Raw genomic sequence first — 17,206 nt, forward strand, 5'->3', positions numbered from 1 at the left:
ATGAACGATTTCTGGCAACACTGTTCCGCATTGCTGGAGCGTGAGCTTACGCCCCAGCAGTACGTGACGTGGATCAAACCGTTGGCCCCGGTCGCCTTCGACGCCGCTGCGAACACGCTTAGCATCGCCGCGCCGAATCGCTTCAAGCTCGACTGGGTCAAGAGCCAGTTCTCCGGCCGCATCGCGGATATGGCCCGCGATTTCTGGCATACCCCGGTCGACGTGCAATTTGTGCTGGACCCGAAAGCCGGCATGCGCGCCCCCGCGGCAGCGTCGTCGGCGCCGTCGCGTCCGGCTTCCGCGCCTGCTTCGATGGGCGCTGGGCATTCGTCTGGTTCGAACGGCGGCGGGGCCGCCGTGGACGCAGCCGTCGGCGCCGTGCAGGCGTCGCAGGCCGCGCGCGCCAACAGCGCGAACAGCGCCATGGCGAATCTCAACGCGAATGCTCGCGCTGCGGCTGACCACAACGCAAACGCCCGCGCGGCCGCTGACGATGCCGCCGACCTCGATCTGCCCAGCCTCGACGCGAACGAAGCCGCGGCCGCACGCCGCACATGGCGTCCGGGCCAGAGCGCCAGCTCGAACGGCAACGGCGAGAACGACTCGATGTACGAGCGCTCGAAGCTCAACCCCGTGCTGACCTTCGACAACTTCGTGACCGGTAAGGCCAACCAGTTGGCGCGCGCCGCGGCGATTCAGGTCGCGGACAACCCGGGCATCTCGTACAACCCGCTGTTTCTCTACGGCGGCGTGGGCCTGGGCAAGACCCACCTGATCCACGCGATCGGCAACCAGCTTCTGATGGACAAGGCCGGCGCGCGGATTCGCTACATCCACGCGGAACAGTATGTGTCCGACGTGGTGAAGGCCTACCAGCGCAAGGCGTTCGACGACTTCAAGCGCTACTACCACTCGCTCGACCTGCTGCTGATCGACGATATTCAATTTTTCTCAGGCAAGTCGCGCACACAAGAGGAATTCTTCTACGCGTTCGAGGCGCTGGTCGCGAACAAGGCGCAGGTGATCATCACCAGCGACACGTATCCGAAGGAAATCTCCGGCATCGACGATCGCCTGATCTCGCGCTTCGACTCTGGCCTCACGGTGGCGATCGAGCCGCCCGAGTTGGAAATGCGCGTCGCGATTCTGATGCGCAAGGCGCAATCCGAGTTCGTGAGCCTGAATGAAGACGTCGCGTTCTTCGTCGCCAAGCATCTGCGCTCGAACGTGCGTGAACTGGAAGGCGCGCTGCGCAAGATCCTCGCGTATTCGAAGTTCCACGGCCGCGAAATCACGATTGAAGTGACGAAAGAAGCGCTGAAAGACCTGCTGACGGTGCAAAACCGGCAGATTTCGGTGGAAAACATCCAGAAGACCACGGCTGACTTCTACAGCATCAAGGTCGCGGATATGTATTCGAAGAAGCGTCCGGCGAACATTGCGCGGCCGCGGCAGATCGCGATGTATCTGGCGAAGGAGCTGACCCAGAAGAGTTTGCCGGAAATCGGCGAGCTGTTTGGCGGGCGCGACCACACCACCGTGCTGCACGCGGTGCGCAAGATTGCCGCCGAGCGCGGCACGGACGCGCAGCTGAACCACGAACTGCACGTGCTGGAGCAAACGCTGAAAGGTTAAGCAGGTTGTATGGGAAATTCGACCTGTTTATTTCGGAACTCGCCCCCATTTTAGTGGAGCGGTTCCGTTTTCAGGCACAATACAGGTTTAACCGCCCGGCGGCCGCGGGCGGAATTCACGCCGTGACAGGCGCTGCGTGGCGCCGGCGGGGAGCCGCGGCTGCGCGCTGTAAGGCTGGCAAGTCAGGCGCGCAGGCCGTCATATCAACGAAGGAACTCTATGCAACTGGTCAAGACCGAACGCGATAACCTCCTCAGGCCGCTGCAAACCGTGAGCGGCATCGTCGAACGCCGCCATACGTTGCCGATCCTCGCCAATTTGCTGATTACCAAGAACGGCCCTGACGTGTCGTTCCTGTCGACCGACCTCGAGTTGCAGATCACCACGCGTGCCGATTTTGGCGTGGGCGGCGATTCGGTCGCGACCACGGTGGCAGCAAGAAAGCTCCTCGACATTTTGCGCGCGATGCCCGACGGGCAAGTTACGCTGACCTTGAACGACAAGCGTTTGACCGTGCAATCCGGCAAGAGCCGCTTTGCGCTGCAAACTCTCGCGGCCGACGAGTTCCCGACCGTCGCTCAGGCTAAAGACTACGGCGCGAACCTGGTGGTTCCCCAGAAAACGTTCCGCCAGTTGCTCGGCATGGTCCATTTTTCGATGGCCCAGCAGGACATTCGCTACTACCTGAACGGCATGCTGCTGGTGGTAGATGGCGACCAACTGATGGCAGTCGCAACCGACGGCCACCGCCTCGCGTTCTCGTCGATGAAGATCGAAGGCTCGTTCGCGCGTCAGGAAGTGATCATTCCGCGCAAGACGATTCTGGAACTGCAGCGTCTCCTGGAAGACATCGACGACACGCTGAAGATCGACATCGCGCCGACGCAGGTGAAGTTCACCTTCGGCCAGGTCGAACTGGTGTCGAAGCTGGTGGAAGGCAAATTCCCCGACTTCCAGCGCGTGATTCCGAAGTCGCACAAGAATCAGTTCGTGATCGGCCGTGAAGAACTGCAGCGTTCGCTGCAACGCGCCGCGATTCTGACGTCGGACAAATTCAAGGGCGTGCGCTGCATTATCGAGCCGGGCCAGTTGAAGATCATGTCGACCAACGCCGATCAGGAAGAGGCGCAGGAAGAACTGGAAATCGCGTACGACGGCGACAGCGTCGATATCGGGTTCAACGTCACGTATCTGCTCGACGTGCTCGCGAACCTGAAGGTCGACATGTTGCAAGTGAGCCTTGGCGACGCCAGCTCCAGCGCGTTGATCACGATTCCCGAGAACGACGAATTCAAATACGTCGTGATGCCGATGCGCATCTAACGCGTCCAAAAACCAAGAACACACCAAGGGGCGCAGCGCCCCTTTGGCGTTTTTATGGTGTTTTGAAAAGTCCCGAGCAGCAACCAAGCAGCAACGCAGAACCGGAAAAAATCCATGACTGAAACGAACAATTCGCAACCCGATAACAGCTACGGCGCCTCCTCGATTCAGATCCTCGAAGGTCTGGAGGCGGTACGCAAGCGGCCGGGGATGTACATCGGGGATACGTCAGACGGGACCGGTTTGCATCACCTCGTATTCGAAGTGCTGGACAACTCCATCGACGAAGCGTTGGCGGGGCATTGCAACGATATCCAGGTGATCATTCACGCGGACAACTCGATCTCGATCACCGACAACGGCCGCGGTGTGCCGACCGGCCTGAAGATGGACGACAAGCACGATCCGAAGCGCAGCGCCGCTGAAATCGTGATGACCGAACTGCACGCCGGCGGCAAGTTCGACCAGAACAGCTACAAGGTGTCCGGCGGCCTGCACGGCGTGGGCGTCTCGTGCGTGAACGCGCTCTCGGCGTGGCTGCGCCTGACCATTCGCCGCGACGGCAAGAAGCACTTCATGGAATTCCACCGTGGCGTGCCGCAGAACCGCGTGATCGAAGAGATCGACGGCGTGGCTGTCTCGCCGATTCAGCTGATTGGCGACACCGAAAACCGCGGCACCGAAGTGCACTTCCTGGCTGACGAGACGATCTTCGGCAATGTCGAATATCACTACGACATTCTGGCCAAGCGGATTCGCGAACTGTCGTTCCTGAATAACGGCGTGCGCATCAAGCTGACCGACCAGCGCACGGGCAAGGAAGAAGATTTCGCGTTCGTGGGCGGCGTGAAGGGTTTTGTTGAGTACATCAACAAGAACAAGGCCGTGCTGCACCCGAACATTTTCCACATCAGCGGCGAGAAAGACGGCGTGGGCGTGGAAGTGGCGATGCAGTGGAACGACAGCTACAACGAAAACGTGCTGTGCTTCACGAACAACATTCCGCAGCGCGACGGCGGCACCCACCTGACCGGGTTGCGTGCGGCGATGACGCGCGTGTTGAACAAGTACATCAACGATCACGAAGTCGCGAAGAAAGCGAAGGTCGAGACGTCCGGCGACGACATGCGCGAAGGGCTCTCGTGCGTGCTGTCGGTGAAGGTGCCGGAGCCGAAGTTCAGCGCGCAGACCAAGGACAAGCTGGTGTCGTCGGAAGTGCGCGCGCCGGTGGAGGATGTGGTCGCGAAGGCGCTCGAAGAATTCCTGCTGGAAACGCCGAACGACGCGAAGATCATTTGCGGCAAGATCGTCGACGCAGCGCGGGCGCGGGATGCGGCTCGCAAGGCGCGTGAAATGACGCGTCGTAAGGGCGTTCTGGATGGCGTGGGTCTGCCGGGCAAGCTGGCGGATTGCCAGGAGAAGGACCCGGCGAAGTCGGAAATTTATATCGTCGAGGGCGACTCGGCAGGCGGCTCGGCGAAGCAGGGGCGTGACCGGAAGTTTCAGGCGATCTTGCCGCTACGGGGCAAGGTGCTCAACGTGGAGAAGGCGCGCTATGACAAGCTGCTTTCTTCGGAGCAGATTGTGACTTTGATTACTGCCTTGGGTTGTGGGATTGGTAAGGAAGACTACAACCTGGACAAGCTGCGTTATCACCGCATCATCATCATGACCGATGCTGACGTGGACGGCGCGCACATCCGTACGCTGCTGCTGACGTTCTTCTATCGTCAGATGCCCGACATGATCGAGCGTGGGTATATCTATATCGCGCAGCCGCCGCTGTTCAAGATCAAGGCGGGTAAGGATGAGCGGTATTTGAAGGATGAGGCTGAGGTTAATGCTCACATCCTGAAGTTGGCGTTGCAGGGGTCGGAGTTGTTGGCTTCTGAGGGCGCTACGCCGATTACCGGGGATGCGTTGGGTGAGTTGGCTCGGGCTTATTTGTTGGCTCAAGCTGTGGTGAACCGACTGAGCCGGTTGTATGACGCTGGGGCGCTTGAGGCTGTGATGGATGGGGTTGTTATCGACCTCTCCAGCGAGGAAGCGGCTGCGGCGTCGGCGGCGGCGCTTGAGGCGAAGCTGCGGGATGATGCGTTGAAGCCTGAGGTTACCGTTACGACGATGTATGACCCGGTGCGTGAGCTGCGCTCGCTGCGCGTTGCGCGGACCCATCACGGTAATCAGAAGATTTCTGTGCTGGATCAGGATTTCCAACTCACTGCTGATTACCAGCAGCTGATCAATACCGCTAATACGTTTAAGGGGTTGATTGGGACTGGGGCTGTCATTAAACGTGGCGAGCGCAGTATGGCTGTTACCGACTTCAAGAGCGCTATGAAGTGGTTGCTGGCTGATGCTGAACGCAATATTTCGAAGCAGCGCTATAAGGGTCTCGGTGAGATGAACCCTGGGCAGCTTTGGGAGACGACGATGGATCCGACCGTGCGTCGCTTGCTTCGTGTGCAGATTGAGGATGCTATTGCGGCGGATGGCATCTTTACGACGCTCATGGGGGATGATGTGGAGCCGCGTCGGGCGTTTATTGAGTCGAATGCGTTGAGGGCGGGGAATATTGATGTTTGACAATGTTGTTGTCGCAAAGGGCGCCAGAGTAAATGTGACTGGCGCCAAAGGTTTGCGACGGGTACGACCGCTTAATGCGTTTGACTTCGTGTCTGCCCTTGAAACTTCCGCAGAATTCGAGGCACTTCCGAAGAAGTCCGAAAACCCCGTGTCCCGAAAGGCTCACGGGGTTTTTTGTTTCCATTTCGGGAGGATAGATCCCGTGGACAGCTGAGGACCTTTCGGAGCAGATTGGGGCATCGGGCTAATTTTCGGCTCGGCCAGAAATGTATGCCCCCATGCCCGGAGCGGTGTCCGTTGGATCTTCCGCGATGAATCTTTTTAATCGTCGTTGTGTTCATGTGTCTTAGAATTCGAAACCGTACATTGCCCGACTGATTAGGCAGAGACCGACTCCCGTTCCCATACGAGCCAATGGCAATCAAGAAATCCGAGCTTTACTCTTCCCTCTGGGAATCCTGCGACCTGTTGCGCGGAGGGATGGACGCGAGCCAGTACAAGGACTACGTGCTGGTCCTGCTGTTCATCAAGTACGTCAGCGATAAATACGCCGGGCAGCGCTATGCGCCAATCACGATTCCCGACGGTGCCAACTTCGCGGACATGGTTGCCCTGAAAGGCAAGCCGGACATTGGTGACCAGATCAACAAGAAAATCGTCGGACCGCTGGCCGCAGCTAATAAGCTGTCGGACATGCCGGACTTCAACGATACCGGCAAACTCGGCACGGACAAGGATATGGTCGCGCGCCTTACGGAACTGATTGCCGTGTTCGAGAACCCCGATCTGGATTTCTCGAAGAACCGTGCCGACGGTGACGACATTCTCGGTGACGCGTACGAATACCTGATGCGTCACTTCGCAACGGAAAGTGGCAAGAGCAAGGGGCAGTTCTATACGCCAGCCGAAGTCAGCCGTATTCTGGCCGCTGTCATCGGTATCGGCAGTGCGCAGACCAGCACAGACACCACCGTGTACGACCCGACATGCGGCTCCGGCTCCTTGCTGCTGAAAGTGGGCGATGCGGCGCACACCGCAGTCACCCTGTACGGTCAGGAAAAGGATTCGGCGACCAGTGGTCTTGCGCGCATGAACATGATCCTACACGACAACCCCACGGCGTTGATCGGCCAGGGCAACACGCTGACCGACCCAAAGTTCCGGGATGGTGCCGCCCTGAAGACCTTTGACTTCGTGGTCGCAAATCCGCCGTTCTCCGACAAGCGCTGGAGCACGGGGCTTGATCCGCTCCACGACCCGTATGGGCGTTTCGATACGTTCGGCGTGCCTCCGGCCAAGCAGGGCGACTACGCCTATTTGCTGCATATCGTGCGCAGCCTGAAATCCAACGGCAAGGGCGCGTGCATCTTGCCGCACGGCGTGCTGTTCCGTAGCAATGCGGAAAGCGAAATCCGCAAAAACCTGATTCGCCACGGCTACATCAAGGGCATCATCGGCCTGCCGGCCAACCTCTTCTACGGCACGGGCATTCCGGCCTGCATCATTGTCATCGACAAGGAAAACGCCCAGGCACGCAAGGGTATCTTCATGATCGATGCCAGCAGCGGCTTCATCAAGGATGGTCCCAAGAACCGCCTGCGCGAGCAGGATATTCATCGCATTGTGGACGTGTTCAACCGCCAGGACGAGAGCGATCCGCGCTACGCCCGCATGGTGGGTCTGGCCGAGATCGAGAAGAATGACTTCAACCTCAACCTGCCACGCTACATCGACAGCAGCGTGGTCGAGGATATTCAGGACATTCACGGCCACCTGCAGGGCGGCATCCCTCTGGCAGACGTGGAAGCCTTGAGCGACTACTGGGCGGTCTGCCCGCAGCTTAGACGCGCACTGTTCAATCCGCTGCGGGAAGGCTATGCCACGCTGGCCGTGGACAAGGCCGCCATCAAGCTCACCATCTTCCAGCACCCGCAGTTCGCTGCTTATCTCGAGAAGATGGGACAACACTTCGGTGCTTGGCGGGCGCAGGCCGTTCTCGAGCTGAAGGCGCTGGACAAGGGCTTTCACCCGAAGCAGCTCATTGTTGAGCTGGCCGATGGCCTGCTCAACCACTACGAAGGAAAGCCGCTGATCGATGCCTACGACGTGTACCAGCACCTGATGGATTACTGGGCGGAAACCATGCAGGACGATGCTTACCTGCTGGCAGCCGATGGTTGGGTGGCACAGACCTATCGTGTCATCGAGAAGACGAAGAAAGGCAAGGGCGACAACGCCAAGGTAGTCGAAAAGGACAAGGGGTGGGCGTGCGACTTGGTACCCAAGCAGTACGTCGTGGCGCGTTATTTCGCTGCGGAGCAGAAGGCGATTGATGAGGCGAGCGCCACGCTGGAAGCCGCCAGCAGCGCCCTGGCCGAGCTGGAGGAAGAACAAAGCGGCGATGAAAGCGCGTTCAGCGGCTTCGACAAAATCAACGCGGCGGCAGTGAAGGAGCGTATCAAAGAAATTGGCAAAGACGAAGATGCTTCCGAGGAACTTGCTGTGTTGAAGCAATGGCAGTCGCTGTCCGATAAGGAATCGGGGCTGAAGAAGACGCTCAAGACACTGGAAGCCGAGCTGGATGCCAAGGCTTACGCGCAATACCCCAAGCTCACTATCGAGGAAATTAAGGCGCTCGTTGTCGAGGATAAGTGGCTCGCGGCTTTGTCTGCGACCGTGTCCGGTGAACTTGAGCGTGTATCGCAAAAGCTCACCAGCCGTGTTCGCGACTTGGCCTTGCGCTATGAATCCCCATTGCCAGTGTTGGTCGATGACGTCGCCGCACTGTCTGCTCGCGTTGAGGAGCATCTACGCAAGATGGGGGCGGTGTGGAACTGAGGCCGGGATACAAGCAAACGGAAGTTGGTGTTATCCCAGAGGATTGGGATGTGACACCGCTTGGTCGATTGGTCACGTCCGTCGAATATGGTTCGTCAGCAAAGTCCAGCACGAAAGGTTTGGTGCCAGTGCTACGCATGGGCAACCTGCAAGGCGGCAAGATCGATTGGAACGACCTTGTTTACACCGCTGACGAGAGAGAAATTGCGAAGTACGCGCTTCGCTCCGGTGACGTTTTGTTCAATCGCACGAACACGATTGACCTAGTGGGCAAGACATCCATCTATCGTGGGGAGCAGCCTGCAATCTTTGCTGGCTATCTGATTCGCATAAACGCCAAGAAGGATCTCTTGGATTCGCACTTTCTCAACTACACCCTGAACACGGAACTAGCCAAGAAATACAGCTTCAAGGTTTTGAGCGTTGCTGTCGGCCAAGCGAACATCAACGGCCAAAAACTCAAGACCTATCCAATTCCGCTTCCGCCTACCACCGCCGAACAATCCGCCATCGCCACCGCCCTGAGCGACGTGGACGCCCTGCTGTCGGGCGTGGACAAACTCATCGCCAAGAAGCGCGACCTAAAGCAGGCTGCCATGCAGCAGTTGCTTACGGGTAAAACGCGGTTGCCGGGGTTTGATGGGGAGTGGGAAGTGAAGCGGCTCGATCAGCTTGCGAACATTCGCAGCGGTGGAACGCCAAGCACCAGCATTGCCCGATTCTGGGATGGCGGAATTCCGTGGTGTACGCCAACGGACATCACGCAGCTGAATGGCTCCAAGTACCTTGCGCAGACGAGCCGCACGATTACGCAGGACGGCCTGTTGAACAGTTCTGCGGAATTGATTCCGGCCAACTCCGTGGTGATGACGTCACGTGCCACCATCGGTGAGTGCGCCATCAACTCAGTTCCCGTCACAACAAATCAAGGCTTCAAGAACTTCGTGCCGTTCGAGGCTACGGACGTGGAATTTCTCTATTACTTGCTGCAAACGCAGAAGCAAGGATTCGTTCGCTTGTGCGCAGGCAGCACATTTCTTGAAATAGGCAAAACGCAGTTGGCGGCTTATGAAGTCCAGCTGCCAACAACGAAGGAAGAACAAGCCGCGATTGCAGAAGTGTTGAGCGACATGGACGCCGAACTCGCAGCGCTGGAGGCGCGGCGCGACAAGTCCCATCTGCTGAAACAGGGCATGATGCGGGAACTGCTGACCGGCAAGACACGGCTGGTGTAAGGGACTCCAATGACGGATGAGATCGGAAAATCAGAAAAAGCCACGCAGAACCGGGTCATCAAGCTGTTCACCGAGCAGCTAGGCTACGCCCCGCTCGGCGATTGGACTGATCGCGCCGGTAACAGCAACATCGAAGAAGCGTTGCTGGCGGCGTACCTGCTTGAGGCCGGTTATCGTCCTGCGCAAATCAGCCAGGCAATTTACCGGCTGAAGACCGAAGCCAACCATCCGCAGCGCAAGCTGGACGCAAACAACGAGGCGGTCTATCAGCTTCTTCGCTACGGCATCCCGGTGAAGGTCGAAGGCGACAAGGTGGCCGACACGGTCTGGCTCATCGATTGGGAACACCCGTCCCGAAACCACTTCGCGATCGCCGAGGAAGTCACCCTGGAAGGCGGGCACGAGCGCCGTCCTGACATCGTGCTCTACGTCAACGGCATCGCCATTGGCGTGCTGGAACTGAAAAACAGCCGGGTCAGTATCGGCAATGGCATCCGGCAGAACCTGTCTAACCAGCTGCCCGAGTTCAACGAATGGTTTTTCAGCACCGTGCAGTTCGTCTTTGCCGGGAACGATTCGGAAGGGTTGCAATACGGCACGACAGGCACGCAGGAAAAGTTCTTCCTCCATTGGAAAGAGGACGAAGCGGATAACAGCGGCTACAAGCTGGACAAGTATCTGCTGAAGATGTGCGAAAAGGCACGCCTCGTCGAGTTGATGCACGACTTTATCCTGTTCGACGGCGGCATCAAAAAGCTGCCGCGTGTGCACCAGTATTTCGGTATCAAAGCAGCGCAGGAGCACGTGCGCAAACGCCAGGGAGGGATCATCTGGCACACCCAGGGGGCGGGCAAGAGCATCCTGATGGTGCTGCTGGCCAAGTGGATTCTGGAAAACAACCCGCACGCTCGTGTCGTCGTGATCACGGACCGCGACGAACTGGACAAACAGATCAAGCGTGTCTTTGAGAGTAGCGGGGAAAAGATCCATCGCACCAGTAGCGGGCGTGACCTGATGACCCGGCTGAGCGACCCGACACCGCGCCTGCTGTGTTCGCTAGTGCATAAGTTCGGCGCCGGCAAGGGGCTTGGGGACGGAGATTTCGATACCTTCATCAAGGAGCTGCAATCTCAGTCGGGCAAGACGGTGGGCGATCTCTTTGTGTTCGTGGATGAATGTCACCGCACCCAGGGTGGTCGCCTCAACCGGGTGATGAAAGCGATGATGCCATCGGCCGTGTTCATCGGCTTTACCGGCACGCCGTTGCTGAAGAGGGATGCGGCAACCAGTCTCGAGGTGTTTGGTAGTTACATCCACACTTATAAATTTAGCGAGGCGGTGGAAGACGGTGTCGTGCTTGATCTGGTCTATGAGGCACGGGACATTGACCAGACGCTCGGCTCCCAGGGCAAGATCGATACTTGGTTCGAAGCCAAAACCAAGGGCTTAAACGACTGGCAGAAAAACGAACTGAAGAAGCAGTGGGGCACGATGCAGCACGTGCTCAGTTCGCGCTCGCGCATGGATCGGGTTGTCGAAGACATTATTTACGACTTCAGCACCAAGCCTCGGATATCCGACGAACGCGGCAATGCGATGCTCGTGGCATCGAGCATCTACGAGGCGTGTAAGTATTTCGCGTTGTTCCAGAAAACCCCGTTCAAGGGCAAGTGTGCGGTTGTCACGTCGTATAACCCACTGGCGAAAGATGTGACGCTCGAAGAGACCGGGGCGAATACGGAAACCGACAAGCAGTTCATCTACAACACCTACACCGAACTGTTGAAGGACGTGCAGCCGAAGGCGGGCATGTCCAAAACGGAGACGTATGAGGATCAGGCCAAGGCCAGGTTCATCAAGGAACCGGCCAACATGAAGCTGCTGATCGTCGTGGACAAGCTGCTGACCGGATTCGACGCCCCACCCTGTACATACCTCTACATCGACAAGTCCATGCAGGATCATGGCCTGTTTCAGGCCATCTGCCGCACCAACCGGCTGGATACAGACGACAAGGATTTCGGCTATATCGTCGATTACAAGGACCTGTTCAAGAAGGTAGAGAACGCCATCGCCGTGTATTCGTCCGAGCTTGACCACAGCGCGGGCGGCGTCGAACCGGAAGTCCTGCTCGAGAGTCGGATCCATAAAGGCCGGGAGCGTCTCGACGCGGCATTGGAAGCCTTGGCGCTGCTGGTAGAAAAGGTAAAACCACCCAAGGGCGAGCTGGAATACATCCACTACTTCTGTGGAAACACCGAGATCGCGGACGACTTGAAAGCCCGCGAACCGCAGCGGGTCGCCTTTTATACCGGCGCGGTCGGCTTGCTCCGCGCCTATGCCTGTATTGCCGATGAGCTCGACGAAGCCGGCTACAGTACCGCGCAACAGGCGTTGATCCGGCAGAAACTGGAGCAGTACGTGAAGCTGCGCGAGACGATCCGCCTCGCGAGCGGCGAGACGCTGGATCTCAAGCCGTATGAGGCGGACATGCGCCACCTGATTGACACGTACATCCAAGCCAGTGAGCCGCGCAAGATTTCCGAATTTGAGAATATCGGCTTGCTTGACCTGATCGTGAAGACTGGCATTGCCGATGCAATCGCGAAGAAGCTCAGTGAGATTAAAGATCGGCAGTCAGTTGCCGAGACCATTGAGAACAACGTCCGCAGCAAGATCGTCAAGGATCACCTGACCGATCCGGCGTACTTTGCAAAGATGTCCGCGCTGCTGGATGAGATCATCAAGAAGCGCAAGGAAAAGGCCGTCGACTACGAGGAATATCTGAAGCAGATGGCCGATCTGGCGACGAAGGTGCACAACGGCAAGGCTGGCGATACTCCGGCGGCATTGGATACTCCCGGCAAGCGGGCACTGTTCAATAATCTGAAAATTGCCAACGGCCGTACACCGGAACAGGCGCTGGCGCTTTCGCTCGAATTGGATGCGGCCGTCAGGCGTGTGCGTCCCGACGGCTGGCGTGGCGTGTTGCCTCGTGAGAACGTCATCAAGCAGGCGCTTTGGGACGTCTTGAAGGAAGATGGCGAGGTCGAGCGCATATTCCTGATCATCGAAACCCAGTGGCAGGAGTATTGAGCGTGGAGCTATGCAGTAGCATTGACTTGGGCGACATGCAAGTCGATGTGGTGAGGAAGGACATCAAGCATGTCCATCTGAGCGTGTATCCGCCAGATGGTCGTGTCCGTATTTCCGCCCCCCTGCACATGGCGCCCGACATCATCCGGGTGTATGCCATTACCCGGCTGGACTGGATCAGGCGACAGCAACGCAAGCTGCTTGCTCAGGAACGGGAGACGCCCCGTGAATATCTGGACCGAGAGAGCCATTACGTCTGGGGCAAGCGTTACCTGTTGCGTATAGTCGAAACCGATGCGGCACCGACGGTGAAGCTGAAGCATTCCACGCTCGAACTCGGTCTGCGTCCTAGCAGTGACGTCAACAAACGCCGTGACGCGCTTGATGCATGGTATCGGGCGCAGCTGAGGGCGGCTGTCCTGCCGCTACTGGGGAAATGGGAGCCGGTGCTGGGAGTCAAGGCCCAGCATATCCTCATCCAGCACATGAAGACGAAGTGGGGCAGCTGCAACCCGGTGTCCGGCAATATCCGCTTGAATACGGACCTGGCGCTTAAGCCGTCAGAGTGCTTGGAATACATCCTCGTGCATGAGCTGCTGCACTTGATCGAGCCAACCCACAATGCGCAGTTTCAGTCGTTGATGGATCGGTTCATGCCGCAGTGGCGGCAAGTGCGGGATCAACTGAATCGCCTGCCGGTGCGGCATGAAAAATGGGGGTATTAGTCGGTGCGTGACCGATCGCCGTGCGGTAGTTTCAGTCGCCCCACTATTCGGCGAAGAGCCGGTATCGACGCGGCTTTTGTTCCGTGGGAGACGGTAACTAGGCGAGCGAGAATAGGCATTAATCATGAGCCGTGACGAGAAAAGGCCGCGCATCTCACTGAACTACCTCTTGCCAGCAGAATTCGCCGAGAACTATCGGGCAAACGGCGGATGCTCCTGCCGCAGTTTAGGAGCGGATGAAGGGACGTTGCTAGAAGCCGGCTGAGTCCAATTGGACGGGGCGCGTCATATGGGTTTGCCAAGGTGTTGAATTCAACAATGCATCATGGCGATGCTGCTCGGGAAATCAAATTATGAAAAAGCGAGAAGAAATCTCTTTTCTGGGCTATGGGGGATTCATTCTTACGTTCGAGCCTGCGCGAACCGAGAGAGTCGCAGAGATTCTCGCGGAGTACGGGGAAGCGTCTGAGTCGTTTTCCGCAGAGGACTGGGCATTCGAGCGATGCGAATTTGTGTTTTTGATCCGTCGAAATCCGAACTTAGCGATATTCGCTGCTGCGCTAATGGCACGAATGAGGGGGAGTGGAGGTACGAGACGAGTCAAGATGCGTCTAAGCGACGCCGTGATTTTTCAAGATCCAATTTCGGTTCACGAGGCAAACAACAGCAATGGATTTGTTGAGAAGATCTCGACCGCAGAACAGCTGCAGCGCATTGACGCTCAAGCGTGGACGGCACTTATAGACTTGGTTAAGAAGCTGCGTCCATTGCGTGCGCAGGACATTGATCGACTCGTCGCAAAGCGCTTGGAAGAACGCCGACTGCTTGGAGACGACAATCGTATGAGCCGGCTTACGGAGCAGCGAGATGCGGTCGGACTTTGCCTCGACATTGCAGGTTTGGATCGTAGGGCGATTTTGCGATCTGGAAACGCGTCGCGTGCGGATAGCGCGCTCTCCGTGTTGGACCTATTGGATGCTCAACCCGTGTCTGAACGCTCCCTGATAGAGCGAGACGCAAGGGTTTTTGAAGCCGCACTGGCGATAGGGAGCGTTACAGGGGAATTTGTCGGAGCAGCTGGCCGGAGCGTTCGAACATATGTTACAGACGCGACACCGATCGAGACCGCTACTGGTGTCGACCTCCTGATTTTCCAGGAGCAATACAACAGCTTCCTGATGCTCCAATATAAAGGTATGCAGAAGGACGATGTCGTGCGAGGTTGGAGCTACCGCGTTGATGGGAGCAATCTCGATCACCAAATTTCGACGATGAAGCGAATCCGTTCAGCTTCGCCTCCACCCGCAGGACTCACCGCACTGAGAGATCTGCGGCTTAACGACGAGCCCTTCTATTTCAAGTTTTGCGAGCGTACGAGACCAGACGCAAGTGACGATAGCTTGATCGCTGGGATCACGATGAGCGCCCCCCACATCGAGCATTTTCTTTCACTTCCGGAAGCAACCCAGCAAGGCCGCGGCCGACGAATTGGTTATGAAAATTGCCCAAGGTATTTCAATAATTCAGAGTTTGTTACCTTGGCACGTTCAGGTTGGATCGGCTGTGGCGCGGCAACCACGAGCCTGATGGCAGAAATCCTTTCTGTTCGCGAAAGAGGGCGCTCGGCTATTCTGGCGGTAATCGGGGGTCCTTCGGAACTCCGGGCGTCGGATCGGGGGCGACGCGTTTGAGCTAGCGAAATTGCACGTCGCCAGCATAATGGAATTTCTGCCATTAGAGTCGACCTTTCCGTTCGGCACTTGTGTGATAGCGGCCAGCGGCTGGGAATTCGCGCGTTAACTGCGGTCCCGAGTGCTGGCGGTTACACCTAGAAACCTCATCCGACCGGCCTGGTTAGTTGCTGGAGAACAGCTATATTGAGTTTCAATGGATACTTCCGGGGCGAATGCCAGCCAGCCTGCGCGTTTGAGCAATTCGTTAAAATGCGAGCGAAACCCAAATTGCACTCCTTAACTCATCCGCGGGCCGTGTACGACTGCTTTGCGAAACTGGGGTACCCACGAATGTGGGAGGGGCGTCGCCTTGCGGCTACCTATATCACGATTTCTTTGTACCAAGTAACCGCTGCGCAGCCAAATTTCATCCGCTCCGATCAGCGTAGATGCATATCAAATTTGTGCTAACCGGAACGAGAGCGACCTGGATAACAGAGAGGGCAATTACCGGCATGGTTCGGCAAGCGTGAATGAGTTGGATGACTCACATGTGCCTGCCGACCGCCGTAGCCAGCGACTTACTCTACAGGCGAAAAGGCAAATCCCACAAATGGAGAAACTGTATCTTGACTGACTACAAGAAACTTTTCGAGGACGTTTCCGAGTTCTTAACTGCGCGTGGCTACTTGGTCGTCGTAGAGCAGGTGCGAGACGAGCTTGCAACAGGTCGACTCTCTGAAGAAAAGATTCAAACGCTCAAGGAGGTTGACGGTCGAACTATTTCGATGTTGGATGACGCGACATTTAAAAGAAGTCCGCCTGCGGAGTTTGTGCGCCGGCAAGACTACTCAGACACTGAAGCGCTAGTACTTCTTGTGGAAGCTGCAAGGCGCGCGATCGTTGATGGCTCGGCAATGGCAGCACATATCAAATCGGATCTAGAAGATTTTGGCCTTCAAGGCCTTACATTCGAATCTGATCGAGTTGATAGGCAAGGCTACGTCGTTCCGTTAGACAGCCTTGATAGCTTGATCGTTGCGAGGGAGCGAGCATTGGCGATTGATGAACTTATCCGTTCGATCCGGGAGTCCTAAATGTTGACGGAAATTTCATCTGTCCTTGGAGCGGCCATTTCCGCTTCTCCGATTGCTTCGTCTGCTTTGTCCGACATTTTCGAAGCCTATATTTTTACGCTTCTTGTCCGAGCAGCTCGCGATGAAGGCGCTACGATCAATTTCAAAAGCCGCAGCGGCGGAGCTGCAACTTCACTCATTCTCCGAACGTCTCCTGGCTGGCTTTATTCTTCAGCGCAGGATTACACGCATGCACTTCTCGAATTCCCTGGGCGACCAGCTCTGGAAGCTCACACAGGAATCAAGGTGGCGGGCAAGTCCGGTGTCCTGCATGAGTTGGATGTAGCGGTACTTGATCGAGCCGAAGCTGAGAACTGCCGCTTTAACCGTGTTTCTCCACGCTCTTCAAGGGTTCTTGTCGGGGTTGAATGTAAGTTCTACACGTCTGCATTGCAGTTGCATTTGGCTCGTGGGTTTATAGGGCTAGTCGCTGACGTGTCCTGCAAGAGTCCATTTTTTGTCACGAACACCTCATCCCCGAGTGTGGACAAGCTGCTCAGCCACAGAGCCAAGAACGGATGGGAGAGAGATATTTCGCCGACATGTAAGAACTCTGAGGTTGAAAGGCTGGTGCATGCGTTTCGAAGCACTTTTAAGAACTACAAGGCACAGTAAGCATTTCATTTTTCACTCGAATCTTGGAGCGTAGACAGTGGCTATAAGCGCTAAAGCTCATGTCGTTGTCCGCGCGCTCCGAAAGAGCTAGCTATGTAATGACCCGTACATTGACGCCCATGGTTTGCCCACGTCGTGAATGTGACTGTCCTTCACCCAGTACGGTGAAATCTGTGGGGCAAAATGTAAGCAGGCGCTGGGGGACGATGATCCACCTCTGATCGACCAGTACGTTATTGCGGAACGGGCATAACGGCCAGCGCTAGGCTGCCGGCCGTATCGCAGGCAGGGGTTTGCAGTAAGCTGGTCATGCCGTTGCGCTCGCGGTGTCTCGTACCGGAAGG

10 protein-coding genes are annotated in these 17,206 nt (G+C 57.0%); all 10 read left to right on the plus strand.

Annotation, left to right across the window (positions count from 1 at the left end; all coding sequences use genetic code 11):
• On the plus strand, positions 1-1,635 hold a 1,635-nt coding region (dnaA, locus tag GH665_RS00005), incomplete at its 5' end, for a chromosomal replication initiator protein DnaA (RefSeq protein WP_153134153.1).
• Between the two features lie 219 nt (positions 1,636-1,854).
• Entirely contained in the window at positions 1,855-2,958 is a 1,104-nt protein-coding gene (gene dnaN / locus GH665_RS00010; RefSeq protein WP_028197661.1) for a DNA polymerase III subunit beta, read from the plus strand.
• Between the two features lie 114 nt (positions 2,959-3,072).
• The gene (gene gyrB / locus GH665_RS00015; protein WP_153134154.1) at positions 3,073-5,544 is read left to right on the plus strand and encodes a DNA topoisomerase (ATP-hydrolyzing) subunit B; all 2,472 of its coding nucleotides are present in this window, start codon (positions 3,073-3,075) and stop codon (positions 5,542-5,544) included.
• 414 nt (positions 5,545-5,958) lie between these two features.
• Positions 5,959-8,382 (plus strand): type I restriction-modification system subunit M, encoded by a 2,424-nt coding sequence (locus GH665_RS00020; protein WP_153134155.1) that lies wholly within the window; start codon positions 5,959-5,961, stop codon positions 8,380-8,382.
• Positions 8,373-9,617 carry a restriction endonuclease subunit S gene (locus GH665_RS00025; RefSeq protein ID WP_153134156.1) on the plus strand — a complete coding sequence of 415 codons (1,245 nt, stop codon included), beginning with the start codon at positions 8,373-8,375 and terminating at the stop codon, positions 9,615-9,617. Before GH665_RS00020 ends, GH665_RS00025 begins: the two co-directional genes overlap by 10 nt.
• A gap of 9 nt (positions 9,618-9,626) precedes the next feature.
• Positions 9,627-12,713, plus strand: a complete 3,087-nt coding sequence (locus tag GH665_RS00030; protein ID WP_153134157.1) for a type I restriction endonuclease subunit R — start codon at positions 9,627-9,629, stop codon at positions 12,711-12,713.
• Positions 12,714-12,748: 35 nt separating this feature from the next.
• Positions 12,749-13,438: a M48 family metallopeptidase gene (locus GH665_RS00035; protein WP_167530886.1), complete on the plus strand. Its 690-nt coding sequence runs from the start codon at positions 12,749-12,751 to the stop codon at positions 13,436-13,438.
• 353 nt (positions 13,439-13,791) lie between these two features.
• Positions 13,792-15,129, plus strand: coding sequence for a hypothetical protein (locus GH665_RS00040; RefSeq protein ID WP_153134159.1), 1,338 nt, complete (start codon positions 13,792-13,794; stop codon positions 15,127-15,129).
• A gap of 611 nt (positions 15,130-15,740) precedes the next feature.
• Positions 15,741-16,208, plus strand: a complete 468-nt coding sequence (locus GH665_RS00045) for a hypothetical protein (protein WP_153134160.1) — start codon at positions 15,741-15,743, stop codon at positions 16,206-16,208.
• Positions 16,209-16,862, plus strand: coding sequence for a hypothetical protein (locus GH665_RS00050; RefSeq protein ID WP_153134161.1), 654 nt, complete (start codon positions 16,209-16,211; stop codon positions 16,860-16,862).
• Positions 16,863-17,206 lie beyond the last annotated feature (344 nt).

Origin of the sequence: Paraburkholderia agricolaris (assembly GCF_009455635.1) — a bacterium.
In the GTDB taxonomy this organism is placed as follows: Bacteria; Pseudomonadota; Gammaproteobacteria; order Burkholderiales; family Burkholderiaceae; genus Paraburkholderia; species Paraburkholderia agricolaris.

What these genes read in the sequence shown, in the direction of transcription:
- GH665_RS00035 (WP_167530886.1), top strand. Translation starts at nt 12,749, where the DNA reads ATGCAAGTCGATGTGGTGAGGAAGGACATCAAGCATGTCCATCTGAGC.
- gyrB (WP_153134154.1), top strand. Translation starts at nt 3,073, where the DNA reads ATGACTGAAACGAACAATTCGCAACCCGATAACAGCTACGGCGCCTCC.
- GH665_RS00020 (WP_153134155.1), top strand. Translation starts at nt 5,959, where the DNA reads ATGGCAATCAAGAAATCCGAGCTTTACTCTTCCCTCTGGGAATCCTGC.
- GH665_RS00050 (WP_153134161.1), top strand. Translation starts at nt 16,209, where the DNA reads ATGTTGACGGAAATTTCATCTGTCCTTGGAGCGGCCATTTCCGCTTCT.
- dnaN (WP_028197661.1), top strand. Translation starts at nt 1,855, where the DNA reads ATGCAACTGGTCAAGACCGAACGCGATAACCTCCTCAGGCCGCTGCAA.
- GH665_RS00030 (WP_153134157.1), top strand. Translation starts at nt 9,627, where the DNA reads ATGACGGATGAGATCGGAAAATCAGAAAAAGCCACGCAGAACCGGGTC.
- GH665_RS00040 (WP_153134159.1), top strand. Translation starts at nt 13,792, where the DNA reads ATGAAAAAGCGAGAAGAAATCTCTTTTCTGGGCTATGGGGGATTCATT.